General features: G+C 70.8%; 9 protein-coding genes. 2 read left to right on the plus strand and 7 right to left on the minus strand.

Annotation, left to right across the window (positions count from 1 at the left end):
- The first annotated feature begins 40 nt into the window (after nucleotides 1–40).
- On the plus strand, nucleotides 41–1,534 hold the full coding sequence (locus ACWDZ7_RS03785; RefSeq protein WP_451794537.1) for a M1 family metallopeptidase: 1,494 nt from the start codon (nucleotides 41–43) through the stop codon (nucleotides 1,532–1,534).
- A gap of 34 nt (nucleotides 1,535–1,568) precedes the next feature.
- On the opposite strand, the gene ACWDZ7_RS03790 is transcribed toward ACWDZ7_RS03785, so the two are convergent.
- The 4 genes from ACWDZ7_RS03790 to ACWDZ7_RS03805 all read right to left on the minus strand — a co-directional run bounded on the left by ACWDZ7_RS03790 (nucleotide 1,569) and on the right by ACWDZ7_RS03805 (nucleotide 7,203).
- Entirely contained in the window at nucleotides 1,569–2,432 is an 864-nt protein-coding gene (locus tag ACWDZ7_RS03790; RefSeq protein ID WP_451794539.1) for an oxygenase MpaB family protein, read from the minus strand.
- A gap of 323 nt (nucleotides 2,433–2,755) precedes the next feature.
- A complete protein-coding gene (locus tag ACWDZ7_RS03795; protein ID WP_451794541.1) occupies nucleotides 2,756–3,550 on the minus strand; it encodes an alpha/beta fold hydrolase in 795 nt (264 codons plus the stop codon).
- A gap of 224 nt (nucleotides 3,551–3,774) precedes the next feature.
- Complete coding sequence (locus tag ACWDZ7_RS03800; RefSeq protein ID WP_451794543.1) at nucleotides 3,775–5,232, minus strand: amino acid permease; 1,458 nt, start codon at nucleotides 5,230–5,232, stop codon at nucleotides 3,775–3,777.
- Between the two features lie 159 nt (nucleotides 5,233–5,391).
- The gene (locus ACWDZ7_RS03805) at nucleotides 5,392–7,203 is read right to left on the minus strand and encodes an AMP-dependent synthetase/ligase (RefSeq protein WP_451794545.1); all 1,812 of its coding nucleotides are present in this window, start codon (nucleotides 7,201–7,203) and stop codon (nucleotides 5,392–5,394) included.
- A gap of 154 nt (nucleotides 7,204–7,357) precedes the next feature.
- Here ACWDZ7_RS03805 and ACWDZ7_RS03810 point away from each other — a divergent pair, with 154 nt between their 5' ends.
- On the plus strand, nucleotides 7,358–8,131 hold the full coding sequence (locus ACWDZ7_RS03810; RefSeq protein WP_451794547.1) for a MerR family transcriptional regulator: 774 nt from the start codon (nucleotides 7,358–7,360) through the stop codon (nucleotides 8,129–8,131).
- A gap of 27 nt (nucleotides 8,132–8,158) precedes the next feature.
- Here the strand turns inward: ACWDZ7_RS03810 and ACWDZ7_RS03815 are convergent, their stop codons facing one another.
- The 3 genes from ACWDZ7_RS03815 to ACWDZ7_RS03825 all read right to left on the minus strand — a co-directional run bounded on the left by ACWDZ7_RS03815 (nucleotide 8,159) and on the right by ACWDZ7_RS03825 (nucleotide 12,957).
- Nucleotides 8,159–10,342 carry a 3-hydroxyacyl-CoA dehydrogenase NAD-binding domain-containing protein gene (locus tag ACWDZ7_RS03815; RefSeq protein WP_451794549.1) on the minus strand — a complete coding sequence of 728 codons (2,184 nt, stop codon included), beginning with the start codon at nucleotides 10,340–10,342 and terminating at the stop codon, nucleotides 8,159–8,161.
- A 167-nt stretch (nucleotides 10,343–10,509) separates the two neighbouring features.
- Nucleotides 10,510–11,724, minus strand: a complete 1,215-nt coding sequence (locus ACWDZ7_RS03820) for an acetyl-CoA C-acetyltransferase (RefSeq protein WP_451794551.1) — start codon at nucleotides 11,722–11,724, stop codon at nucleotides 10,510–10,512.
- Nucleotides 11,725–11,814: 90 nt separating this feature from the next.
- Entirely contained in the window at nucleotides 11,815–12,957 is a 1,143-nt protein-coding gene (locus ACWDZ7_RS03825; RefSeq protein ID WP_451794553.1) for an acyl-CoA dehydrogenase family protein, read from the minus strand.
- Nucleotides 12,958–13,029: the final 72 nt, after the last annotated feature.

A 13,029-nucleotide genomic window follows, 5' to 3' on the forward strand; every position in this document is an offset into this window, starting at 1 on the left:
AGACGAACCGGTCTTGTGCCCCAACGACTTGGAGCTTGACGTGCACCGCAGACTCATCGCCCCGGGCGCGCTCGCGGCCTCTCTCCTGCTGCTGGCGATCCCGGCATCGGCCGCGGACCACTCCCCCGGGGCGCCGGGCATCGGCGACCCCTACTACCCGGCCAGCGGCAACGGCGGCTACGACGTCTCACACTACGACCTGAGGCTGAAGTACCAGCCCGTGACCGACCTCATCGAAGGCACGGCCACGATCAACGCCCGTACCACGCAGGCGCTTTCGCGCTTCAACCTCGACTTCGGCCTCAAGGTCTCCGAGGTGCGGGTCAACGGCAAGAAGGCGAAGTTCGCGAAGACCGGCGACCAGGAGCTGGAGATCACCCCGCCCGCGGGCCTCGCCAAGGGCACGGCGATCACCGTGGTCGTCCGGTACGCGGGCAAGCCGTCCGAGCTGAAGATCAACGGTTACACGGCCTGGCACCGGACGCCGGACGGCGGCGTCGCGGCGCAGGAGCCGGAGGCCGCCGTGTGGTGGTTCCCCTCCAACGACCACCCGCTGGACAAGGCGACGTACGACGTGTCGGTGTCCGTGCCCGACGGCACCCAGGCGATCTCCAACGGCGTCCTCCAGTCGCAGAGTTCCAAGCTGGGCTGGACCCGCTTCAACTGGCGTTCCAACAAGCCGCAGGCGAGCTATCTCACCACGCTCGCGGTCGGCAAGTTCGACATCACGACCGACAGGACGGAGAGCGGTCTGCCGGTCCTCAACGCCTACAGCAAGGACCTCGGCGACAACGCGGGCGCGGCGCGGGCCAGCATCGAGCGGACGACCGAGGTCGCGGAGTGGCTGGAGACGGTCTTCGGCACGTACCCCTTCAACGCGCTCGGCGGCTACGTCCCGAACGTGAAGTCCAGCTACGCCCTGGAGACCCAGACGCGGCCCTTCTACAGCCCCGCCGCCTTCGCGAACGGCTCCAACGCGTCCCTCGTCGTCCATGAGCTGGCCCACCAGTGGTACGGCGACAGCGTCTCCGTACACGGCTGGAAGGACATCTGGGTCAACGAGGGCTTCGCCCGCTACAGCCAGTGGCTGTGGTCGGAGAAGGAGGGCGAGGGGACGGCGCAGGAGCTCGCGGACTACGTGTACGCGCAGCGGTCCGCCGACGACCCGTTCTGGACGGTGAAGCCGGGCGACCCGGGTCCCGACAACCAGTTCCACATCGCGGTGTACGACCGTGGCGCGCTGGCCCTGCAGGCGCTGCGGAACGAGATAGGCGACGACGCGTTCTTCGCCATACTCAAGGGCTGGCCGCAGCGGTACAAGTACGGCAACGCCAAGGTCGGCGACTTCGTCAAGTACGCCGAGAAGATCTCGGGCAAGCCGCTCGCGGAACTCTTCGACACCTGGCTGTTCCAGCCGTCGCGGCCGGACGCTCCCGCCGCGCGGGACGCCGGGCTCGCCCGGTCGGCCGCCGCGCCGGCCAAGCCGAAGTCGTGGAAGCAGATCGCCGACACGAACGGTGTGCACGACCACTGACACCGTGGGCGGGGCTCAGCCGCGCCGCCCGGCCTCAACGGCCGGCGGCGCGGTGGCGTGCGCGGGCGCGCCGCGCGATGGGCAGGTAGCGCAGCCGCTCCGGCAGCAGCGGGACCACTGTCCGCACCGCCTTGCCGAAGCGGCGCAGGGCGCGCTCCTGCCTCGGGGTCCACGGAAGGCCGAGCGCCTCCCGGGCGTCGGGGGGCATGAGGCCGATCGTGACGAAGCGGCGGAAGCGGGCGAGCGGGGGCAGCAGGACGGGCCACGCGGTCCGCAGCAGGACCCGTACGAGGCGCGGGCCGCGGTCCGGCGGAGGGACGGGCGCGTCGGCGGCGGTCAGCTCCGCCGCCACGGGCGTGAGTTCCAGCTCCTCGGCGAGGACCTCGCGGTAGTACGGCCAGAACTCCTCCAGCGTCTGGGGCATGTCCCGGTCGTGGATGCCGAGGATCCGTCCGACCTGGAGCCACTCCGCGTACAGCTGCCGTTCCTGTGCCTCGGTGAAGGGGCGGCCCAGGTACCGCTGGGCGTGCTGGTAGACGGGGAACCCGGTGGCGTGGACCCAGGCGTAGTTGGCGGGCGTCAGGGCGTGGTAGCGGCGGCCGCGCGTGTCCGTGCCCTGGATGGTGCGGTGCAGCGCGCGGAGCCTGCGGCCCTCCGCGGCGGCCTCGTCCCCGCCGTACACCCAGAGCAGCACCGACCGCACCGACCGCTCACCCCGGCCCCACGGGTCGGTCCGGAACACCGAGTGCTCGTCGACGCCCGCGCCGACCGCCGGGTGCGCGACCTGCATGGTGAGCGCGGGCGGCAGCATCAGGAACATACGGATGTCACCCGCGATGGTCCAGAGGATGCCGCCGGGTGGGGGTGGGGCGGGGTGGTCGTCGTGGTCCGGCTTCATGCGACGTGCTCCTGGGCCGTGCGGGTCCGGGCCTGGGGTGCCCGGGGGCTGCCGGCCCGCGGATCCGTACCCGGTTCATGCGTATTCCAGTATGCGACCGGGAGCGGCGCTGCCGGTCGCGGGGACGGTGGGGCGCCGGAGCCGGGCCGGGTTCCGCCGAGCGAACGGCTGCGGCGGGACGCTGCCCACCCTGCTCGGCGGCGTGGAGCGGCACCCGCCGTTCAAGGACCCGAAAGCAGACGTGGCGCCCCGCGCGGGTCACGCGCCGCCCGACCGTACCTGTCCGGTCACGGCACCCAGCGGGGCCGCGCGGCCCCGCCCCTTCACCGCGCCGCGGCATACGCCTCCAGGATGGCGTCCGCGACCGCGGAGGGTTCCCGTAGCGTCGGGAAGTGGTCGCTGTGGGCTAGGCGTACGAGGCGGCAGTCCGGGATGCGCTCGGCCATCGTCTCGTTCGTGCGGACCACCTCGGGCTGGTCGCGCTCGGCGAGGACGAGGACGCAGGGCACGTCGAGTTCACCGAGGCGGTCGTAGACGGGCGGGTCCGGCACGTGGTGCGGGTAGTTCGCGAACCAGGCCGGGATCACCGACCGGATGTGCGCCTCGACCTCGGAGTCGTCCCCGGTGCCCGCGGCAGCCGACGTGCGCATCACCAGCGCCGCGATCCCGTCCACGTCTCCCGCCTCGGCCAGCCGGCCGACCTCGGCGGTGAACTCCCGTGAGACGAGGTCTTCGGCGCCCGTGACGCCCGGGACCACCAGGGCGAGGCCCGCCACCCGCGCGGGATCGCGGAGCGCGAGGCTGAGGGCCGTCGCGCCGCCCATGCTCGACCCCGCCAGGACCGCCCGGGCGACACCGAAGTGGTCGAGGACCGCGATGAGGTCCTCCACCAGGGAGTACGGCGCGGTCGGCGCCGGCGACCTGCCGTACCCCCGCGCGTCGTAACGGATCACGCGGTGCCGCTCGGTCAGGCGCGGCAGAACAGGATCCCAGATGCGGGAGTCACCGACTCCCGGGTGGATCAGTACCAGGGGCGGGCCTTCGCCGCCCGCGCCGCTCGGCACTCCCGAGTCGTGCGCCCAGACTTCGCCGTCCTTGACCGACACCATGGCGTCCATGCTGCGAGTCTCCGGCGACGGATGCGAAGCCGCCAGAGGGACACCGGACGAGGGCCCAAACGCGTACATACGACGACCGGAACCCGTCGTACGGGCTCGCCCCGAAACCAGGCTCACCCCGAAACGCCGCGGTGGCGTCACCCCGGACATATGTGATCTCCGACATGACGCCACCGTAGGCGCTGCCACTGACAGTGGCGCTGGGCCCGCTCCCCGTGGGGGGGCTACTTCGTGAGGCCGCGGGCCTCGCGGTCGACCTTGCGGCGGATCGCGTACCAGCCGGCGACCAGCGCCGCGGCCACGATCGGGATGAGGTACAGCGTCTTTCGGCCGACCTCCGGGTCCTTCCACATCAGGCAGAGCACGGCCAGCAGGAAGACGATCGTGACGATCTCCGTGACCGGGTTGCCGGGCAGACGGAACTTGGGCCGTTCGAAGGCGCCCTCCTTGGAGCGGCGCACGAACGCCAGGTGGCAGATCATGATGATCACCCAGGTGCTGATGATGCCCAGGGACGCCACGTTGAGGACGATCTCGAAGGCCTTGCCCGGCACGATGCTGTTCAGGCCGACGCCGAGGACGCCCACGCCCGCGGTGAGCAGGATGCCTCCGTAGGGCACCTGGCTCTTGTTCATCTTCGCGGTGAACTTGGGCGCCGAGCCAGCCATGGCCATGGAGCGCAGAATGCGGCCGGTGGAGTAGAGGCCCGAGTTGAGCGACGACATGGCCGCGGTCAGGACGACCAGGTTCATCACGTCACCGGCCGCCGGGACGCCGATCTTGGAGAGCACCGTCACGAAGGGGCTCTCGTCCGCCGAGTACACCGCTCCGGGGAGCAGCAGCGCGAGGAGGACGACGGAACCGACGTAGAAGAGGCCGACGCGCCACATGATGGAGTTCACCGCGCGCGGGACGATCTTGTGCGGCTCGGCGGTCTCGCCCGCCGCGACACCGACCAGCTCCAGCGAGGCGTACGCGAAGACGACGCCCTGCATCACGATCACGACCGGCATGATGCCGTTCGGCAGGAAGCCGCCGTTGTCGGTGATCACGTTCAGACCGGGGGACTCGCCGCCGACCTCGTGCTGGGTCATCAGCAGGAAGACGCCGATGAGCATGAACGCGACCAGCGCCGCGACCTTGATGATCGCGAACCAGAACTCCATCTCGCCGAAGATCTTCACCGAGATCAGGTTGATCCCGAGGACCACCGCGAGGGCTATCAGCGCCAGCACCCACTGGGGGATGTCGGTGAAGAAGCTCCAGTAGTGCGTGTAGAGCGCGATCGCGGTGATGTCGGCGATGCCCGTGGTCGACCAGTTGAGGAAGTACATCCAACCGGCGACGTAGGCGCCCTTCTCGCCGAGGAACTCACGCGCGTAACTCACGAACGAACCGGACGACGGACGGTAGAGCACCATCTCGCCGAGGGCGCGGACGACGAAGAACGCGAAGATTCCGCACACGAGGTACGCGACGGCGAGCGCGGGGCCCGCCGAGTGGAGGCGGCCGCCCGCCCCGAGAAAGAGCCCTGTGCCGATCGCGCCACCAATCGCGATCATGTTGACGTGACGGGCCTTGAGGTCCTTGCTGTAACCGGCGTCGCCCGCGTCCGCGGGGGCCTTGGACGCATCTGTGCGGGATGCGTCCGGGGCGGCCGTGTCTACGGCTTCCTTGCTCACGTGGGGGATCTACTCTCTGGTGCCCGGAAGAGCTCCGGGGTCCGGATGTGCTCCGGCCCACGACACCCCTGACGCGCGCGGACCGACGGGACACCTTCCCCCAGAGATCGCCGCCCACGCGGTGGCACACGTCACATAGCGGGACTTCTCACATGCTGGTCAGGGGGTGTACAGGGCGTCGATGACCTGCTCGTACTTCTTCCGGATCACGCGGCGGCGCAGCTTCAGGGACGGGGTCAGCTCGCCGGTCTCGGGGCCCCACTCCTCGGCGAGGACGCGGTAGCGCTTGATCTGCTCGGTGCGGTTCAGGCGCGCGTTCGCGGCTTCGACGGCGCGAGCGATCTCGTCCCGTACGTCCGGGTGGGAGACCAGGTCGCCCTCGATGCCCCGCGCGGCGGCCCAGGCGGGGGCCACCTCCGCGTCCAGGACGAGCAGCGCCACCAGGTAGGAGCGGCCGTCGCCGTGCACGAGGGCCTGGCCGATCAGCGGGTGCTCCTTGAGCGCGTTCTCCACGAGCGCGGGCGAGACGTTCTTGCCCGTCGAGGTGACGATCATTTCCTTCTTGCGGTCGGTGAGCCAGAGGAAGCCGTCCTCGTCGATCCGCCCGATGTCGCCGGTGGCGAACCAGCCGTCCGCGTCGCAGGCGCTGTCGACACCGCCGTCGGGCCGCAGATAACCGTCGAAGACCGTCGCGCCACGGACCAGGATCTCGCCGTCGTCGGCGGTGCGGATCTCCAGGCCGTCGAGGGGGCGGCCCACCGAGCCGAGGCGGAACGCGTCGGGGCTGTTGGTAGTGACCACGCCGGACGTCTCGGTGAGACCCCACGCGTCCATGATCACCAGGCCGAAGCCGGCCCAGAAGCGGGTGACGTCCAGCGGCATCGGCGCCGACGCGCTCGCGGTCCACACCAGGCGGTCGAAGCCGGCGAGCGCGAGCAGCGGGTCGAGCACCTCCGCCTTGGCCCGCTCGTACGCGGCCCGCAGCTCGGCGGGCGGCTCCTCGCCGCGCTCCCGGCAGTCGACGTACGCGCGTGCCGTGTCGTTCGCCGCCTCGACGGCGCGCCGCCGCTCCTCGGGCAGTCCGGCGAGCGCGGCCTTCACGGACGCGGCGAGCTTCTCCCACACGCGCGGGACGCCGAAGAACTGGAAGGGGTGCAGCTCGCGCGCGGTGGCGGCCACTTGGGCGGGGTCGGCGCACAGGTGGACGTGCGCGGCGCGCTGCACGGGCAGATAGATGCCGAGCAGGCGCTCCGCGATGTGCGCGAAGGGCAGGTAGCAGATGTGCCCGACGTGCTCGGGAAGCTCGATGACGCCGTCCAGGGCGATGCCGCCCAGCATCACATTGCGGTGGGTGAGGCGTACGCCCTTGGGGTCGCCGGTGGTGCCGGAGGTGTAGACGACGGTGAGCGCGTCGGTGGGGCCGCTCTCGCGCCAGGCCTTCTCGAAGGCGTCGGGGTCGAAGAGGCGGCCGCCGGTGGCGTGCAGCGAGCCGTACGTACGGTGCTCCCCCGCCTCGGCGGCCTCCACCACGACGAGGCGCTCCAGCGGCGCCGTGGCGTCGGCCAGCAGGGGCTCCCAGCGCGGCAGTTCGCGGGCGCCCTCGACGATCGCGAGGCGGGCCCCGCTGTGCCGGACGATGTGCGCGACCTGCTCGGGGGCGGAGGTGCCGTACACGGTGACGGGGACGGCGCCGAGGTGCGTCAGGGCGAGGTCGCTCAGCCAGTGCTCGGGGCGGTTGCCCATCATCATCAGGACGTGCTCGCCGCGCTCGACGCCGAGCGCGGCGTAACCGGCGGCGAGGACTGCGATCTTGCGGCGCGCCTGGCGCCAGGTGAGCGTCGACCACTTCTCGCCCGTGCGCCAGGAGAGCGCGGGAAGGTCTCCGTAATCCTCCGCGTTGCGACGCAGCAGGGCGGGGAGCGTGAGGTCGGCTGGGTCTTCGTCTTCGGGGAGTCGCGGGGTCGTGGTCATGACCGCCTCCTGGTGCCGTCGGCTGGGCGTGAGCGGACGCGTGACTGGCCCGGAGGGTTTCACAACACTGGTGTGCCAGCAATACTGTTGCACCGGATTGGTGCAGGGGTCGCCGTACGGACCGAGGCACCCATGGGGAGGGAGGGGCGCTGCCATGACGACGGACACGGAGGGCGTGCGGACCGATGGCGAGGACGTGCGGGCCGATGCCGACGAGCCGACGTTCACGGTGGACGAGCTGGCCGCGCGCGCGGGCGTCACGGTCCGCACGATCCGCTTCTACAGCACCAAGGGTCTGCTGCCGCCGCCGGTGATAGGCCCGCGCCGCGTCGGGCACTACGGCCAGGACCACCTGTCCCGGCTCGCGCTCATCGAGGAGTTGCAGCACCAGGGCATGACGCTCGCCGCGATCGAGCGGTATCTGGAGCAGCTGCCCGCGGACTTGAGCGCGCACGATCTGGCCATCCACCGTGCGCTGGTGGCGAGCTGGGCCCCGGACACCGCGGAGGACGTGTCCCGTGCCGAGCTGGAGCGCAGGGCGGGGCAGCCCCTGTCGGGCGCGGATCTGGACCGGCTCGCCGCGATGAACGTCATCGCGTACGCGGAGGATTCCGACACCTACCGCGTGGACCCCGGTCTGCTGCGGCTCGGGGTGCAGCTGCTCGGCGTGCCGATCGCGCACGAGACGATCCTGGCCGCCCGTACGGTGCTCATGGAGCACACGCGCGAGGCGGCGCACGAGCTGACGCGGCTCTTCCGCGACGAGGTCTGGGGTCCCTACCGGGAGCGCGAGTCCGACCCCGAGCACGTGGCGGCGATGAAGTCCCTCTCCGCCCATATGCAGCCGATGGTCGTGCAGGCCCTCGTCACGGCGTTCCAGCGCTCGCTCAGGGAAGAGCTGGGGGAGGCGTTCCGCGCCGAGCGCTGAACGCCTCCCCCGGGTTCGCCGGGCGGCTCAGCCGTCGCTGAACTTCTCGCCCTTCTCCGCCTTCTCGACCAGCAGCGCGGGCGGCGCGAACCGCTCCCCGTAGCGCTCGGCCAGCTCACGCGCGCGTGCCACGAATCCGGGCAGGCCGCCTTCGTAGCCGTTGATGTACTGGAGCACGCCACCCGTCCAGCCGGGGAACCCGATGCCGAGGATGGAGCCGATGTTGGCGTCGGCGACCGACGTCAGGACGCCCTCCTCCACCAGGCGCACGGTGTCGAGCGCCTCGGAGAAGAGCATCCGCTCCTGCATGTCCTTGAACGGGATCTCGTGTCCGGGCCGGGTGAAGTGCTCGCGCAGGCCCGGCCAGAGACGGGCGCGCTTGCCGTCCACGTACTCGTAGAAGCCCGCTCCTCCGCTCCTGCCGGGCCGCTCGAACTCGTCGACCATGCGGTCGATGACGGTGTCCGACGGGTGACCCGCCCAGCTGCCGCCCGCCTCCTCGACGGCGCGCCTGGTCTCGTCGCGGATCTTGCGGGGCAGCGTCAGCGTCAGCTCGTCCATCAGGGACAGGACCTTCGCCGGGTAGCCCGCCTGCGCCGCCGCCTGCTCGACGGAGGCCGGCTCGATGCCCTCGCCGACCATCGCGACGCCTTCGTTGATGAAGTGCCCGATGACGCGGGAGGTGAAGAAGCCGCGCGAGTCGTTGACGACGATGGGCGTCTTGCTGATCTGGCGTACGAGGTCGAAGGCGCGGGCCAGCGCCTCGTCGCCGGTCCGCTCGCCCTTGATGATCTCGACGAGCGGCATCTTGTCGACGGGCGAGAAGAAGTGCAGGCCGATGAAGTCGACCGGCCTGGTGACACCCTCCGCGAGCGTGGTGATCGGCAGGGTGGAGGTGTTGGAGCAGAGCAGCGCGTCCGGCTCGACGACATCCTGGATCTCCTGGAACACCTTGTGCTTGAGCGCGGTGTCCTCGAAGACCGCCTCGATCACGGCGTCGCAGCCCGCGAGGGCCTGCGGGTCCGCGGTGGGCGTGATGCGGGCGAGCAGCGCGTCCGCCTTCTCCTGGGTCGTACGCCCCCGCTGGACCGCCTTGGCGCAGAGCTTCTCGGAGTAGCCCTTGCCCTTGGCGGCGGCCTCCGCCGAGACGTCCTTCAGGACGACCTCGATGCCCGCTCGGGCGCACGAGTAGGCGATGCCCGCGCCCATCATGCCGGCGCCGAGCACGGCGACCTTGCGGACGGTCTTCGGCTCGAAGCCCTTGGGGCGGTTCGCTCCGGAGTTGACCGCCTGGAGGTCGAAGAAGAACGCCTGGATCATGTTCTTGGCGACCTGGCCGGTGACCAGCTCGGTGAAGTACCGGGCCTCGATGGTCAGCGCGGTCTCGAAGTCGACCTGGGAGCCCTCGACGGCCGCGGCGAGGATGTTGCGCGGGGCGGGGTAGGGGGCGCCTGCCGTCTGCTTCTTGAGGTTGGCGGGGAACGCGGGCAGGTTCGCCGCGAACTTCGGGTTGGCGGGGGTGCCGCCCGGGATGCGGTAGCCCGGCTTGTCCCAGGGCTGCTGCGACTCGGGGTTGGCGTCGATGAAGGCGCGGGCCTTCTCGGTCATCTCCTCGTGGGTGGCGGCCACTTCGTGGACGAGGCCGTTCTCCAGGGCGCGCTTCGGGTTGTACTGGGTGCCCTGGAGGAGGACCTTCAGGAGCGCGTCCGTGATGCCCATGAGACGGACGGTGCGGGTGACGCCGCCGCCCGCGGGCAGCAGGCCGAGGGTGACCTCCGGCAGGCCGATCTTGGAGCCGGGGGCGTCCAGGGCGATGCGGTGGTGGGAGGCGAGGGCGATCTCGTAGCCGCCGCCGAGGGCCGCGCCGTTGATGGCGGCGACGACGGGCTTGCCGAGGGTCTCGATGCGGCGCAGCGAGTTCTTGATGGCGTTCCCCGTCTCGAACGCCTGCTGGGCGTTCTCGGGGCCGACCTTGATCATGTCCTTCAGGTCGCCGCCCGCGAAGAAGGTCTTCTTGGCGGAGGTGTAGACGAACCCGCGGATCGCGTCCTTGTCGGCCGCGACGGCGGCCTCGGCGCGGTCGGCGATCGCCGCGATGGAGTCCTTGAACGCCTGGTTCATGGTGTTCGCGGACTGGTTCGGGTCGTCGAGGACGAGCGTGACGACGCCGGTGTCGTCCTGTTCCCAGCGGATGGTCGTGCTTTCGGTCATGTCCGTGTCTCCGTGAGGTCTGCCGTTGGCGGGCGGGGGCGGAATCTGGGGAGGGTGGCTCATGAGGCGCGGCGGAGCCGCGTGCCTCAGGGGCGCGGGGAACTGCGCGGGCAACCACGACGCACGCGCGGTCGGCGACGCACCCCACACCCCTACGGCGCGGCCCCCTACAGCCGCTCGACGATCGTGGCGATGCCCATCCCCCCGCCCACACACAAGGTGGCCAGGCCGTACCGGAGGTCCTGCCGCTCCAACTCGTCGACAAGCGTGCCGAGGATCATCGCACCGGTCGCACCCAGCGGGTGCCCGAGCGCGATCGCCCCGCCGTTGACGTTGACCTTGTCCAGGGACAGGCCCATGTCCTTGACGAAGCGCAGCACGACGGCGGCGAACGCCTCGTTGATCTCGACGAGGTCGATGTCGTCGATGGTGAGCCCGGCCTTGGCGAGCGCCTTGCGGGTCGCGGGCGCCGGCCCGGTCAGCATGATCAGCGGTTCGGAGCCGGAGACGGCCGCGGAGACGATCCGCGCGCGCGGGGTGAGGCCGTAGCGCTCGCCGACCTCCTTGGTGCCGACGGCGACCAGCGAGGCGCCGTCGACGATGCCGGAGGAGTTGCCCGCGTGGTGGACGTGGTCGATCTGCTCGATCCAGTGGTACTTCTGCAGCGCGACCGCGTCGAAGCCGCCCAGGTCGCCGATGTCCTTGAAGGACGGCTTCAGCTTGGCGAGGGAGTCGGCGGTGGTGCCGGGGCGCATGTGCTCGTCGTGGTCGAGGACGACCAGGCCGTTGCGGTCCTTGACCGGTACGACGGACTTCCCGAAGCGGCCGTCCTTCCAGGCCGCGGCGGCGCGCTCCTGGGAGAGCGCCGCGTACTCGTCGACGTCGCGCCGCGAGAAGCCCTCGATGGTGGCGATCAGGTCGGCGCCGATGCCCTGCGGCGCGAAGCCGGTCTCGAAGTTGGTCATGGGGTCGGCGAACCATGCGCCGCCGTCGGAGGCCATCGGCACCCGCGACATCGACTCGACGCCGCCCGCGAGCACCAGGTCCTCCCAGCCCGAGCGGACCTTCATCGCCGCCAGGTTGACCGCTTCGAGACCCGAGGCGCAGAAGCGGTTCTCCTGGACACCGGCGACCGTGTCGGGCAGTCCCGCGGCGATGGCGGCGATCCGTGCGATGTCGGAACCCTGGTCTCCGACGGGGCCGACCACACCGAGGACGATGTCGTCGATGGCCGCCGGGTCCAGGCCGGGGAAGCGGGCCTGGATCTCGTGGATCAGGCCGACGACGAGGTCGATCGGCTTGGTGCCGTGCAGGGCGCCACTGGCCTTGCCGCGTCCGCGCGGGGTGCGGATCGCGTCGTATACGTACGCTTCGGTGGTCACGCGAGTGCCTTTCGGGGGTGTCCGGGATGGGGTGGGTCTACGGGCCTACGGGCCTACGGGCCTACGGGCCTACGAGGCCGCGGCCGCGGCTCAGCCGAGGACGGAACGGCCGATGATCTCCTTCATGATCTCGGTCGTGCCGCCGTAGATGGTCTGGATGCGTCCGTCGGTGAAGGCCTTCGCGACGCGGTACTCCGTCATGTAGCCGTAGCCGCCGTGCAGTTGCAGACAGCGGTCGGCGACGCGCTTCTGCAGTTCGGTGGCCCACCACTTCGCCATCGACGCGTGGACGGCGTCGAGTTCGCCGTCCGCGTGGTCGACGATGCACCGGTCGAGGAAGGCGCGGGTGACGGCGCACTCGGTGGCCATCTCCGCGATCTCGAAGCGGATGTGCTGGAGCTTGGCCAGGGGCCGCCCGAAGGCCTCGCGCTCCTTGACGTACGTCGTGGTGATGTCCAGGAGGTGCTCGGCGGCGGCGATCCCCGCGACGGCGATGCCCATGCGCTCCTGCGCGAGGTTCGTCATCAGGTGGACGAAGGCGCCGTTCAGCTCGCCGAGGAGGTTCTCCTTCGGGACGCGTACGTCGTTGAAGAACAGCTCGGCGGTGTCCTGGGCCTTCTGGCCGATCTTGTCGAGGTTGCGGCCTCGCTCGAAGCCCGCCATGCCGCGCTCGACGACCAGCAGGGACAGGCCGTGCGCGCCGCCCTCGGGGGACGTCTTGGCGACGACGATGACGAGGTCGGCGAGGATGCCGTTCGAGATGAACGTCTTGGAGCCGTTGAGGACCCAGTGGTCGCCCCGGTCCTCGGCGCCGGTGCGGACGCCCTGGAGGTCGGAGCCCGCGCCGGGCTCGGTCATCGCGATGGCCGTGATGGTCTCGCCGGTGCAGAAGCCGGGCAGCCACCGGCGCTTCTGCTCCTCGGTGGCGAGCGAGGTCAGGTAGGGGCCGATGATGTCGTTGTGCAGGCCGATCGCGAGTCCGGCGGCGCCCGCGCGCGTGAACTCCTCGGCGAGGACCGCGGAGTAGCGGAAGTCGGCGTTCCCGCCCCCGCCGTACTCCTCCGGGACGGCGAGCCCGAGCAGCCCCTGCCTCCCGGCCGCGAGCCAGGCCTCACGGGAGACGATGCCGTCCTTCTCCCACTGCTCGTAGTGCGGGAGCACCTCCTTGGCGAGGAAGGTGCGCACGGTCTCGCGGAACGCGTCGTGCTCGGCGGAGAAGAGATGCCGTTTCATCTGTACATGGCCTCCTGGAGCCCCTGGAGCCCCTGGAGGGGCCGGCCCGTGGCGGTTGCGGTCAACATGTCG

The sequence above is a fragment of the Streptomyces sp. NPDC003032 genome, assembly GCF_053591415.1.

Coding starts and splice junctions, on each gene's coding strand:
- ACWDZ7_RS03790 (WP_451794539.1), bottom strand. CDS start 2,432: ATGAAGCCGGACCACGACGACCACCCCGCCCCACCCCCACCCGGCGGC.
- ACWDZ7_RS03795 (WP_451794541.1), bottom strand. CDS start 3,550: ATGGACGCCATGGTGTCGGTCAAGGACGGCGAAGTCTGGGCGCACGAC.
- ACWDZ7_RS03805 (WP_451794545.1), bottom strand. CDS start 7,203: ATGACCACGACCCCGCGACTCCCCGAAGACGAAGACCCAGCCGACCTC.
- ACWDZ7_RS03810 (WP_451794547.1), top strand. CDS start 7,358: ATGACGACGGACACGGAGGGCGTGCGGACCGATGGCGAGGACGTGCGG.
- ACWDZ7_RS03815 (WP_451794549.1), bottom strand. CDS start 10,342: ATGACCGAAAGCACGACCATCCGCTGGGAACAGGACGACACCGGCGTC.
- ACWDZ7_RS03825 (WP_451794553.1), bottom strand. CDS start 12,957: ATGAAACGGCATCTCTTCTCCGCCGAGCACGACGCGTTCCGCGAGACC.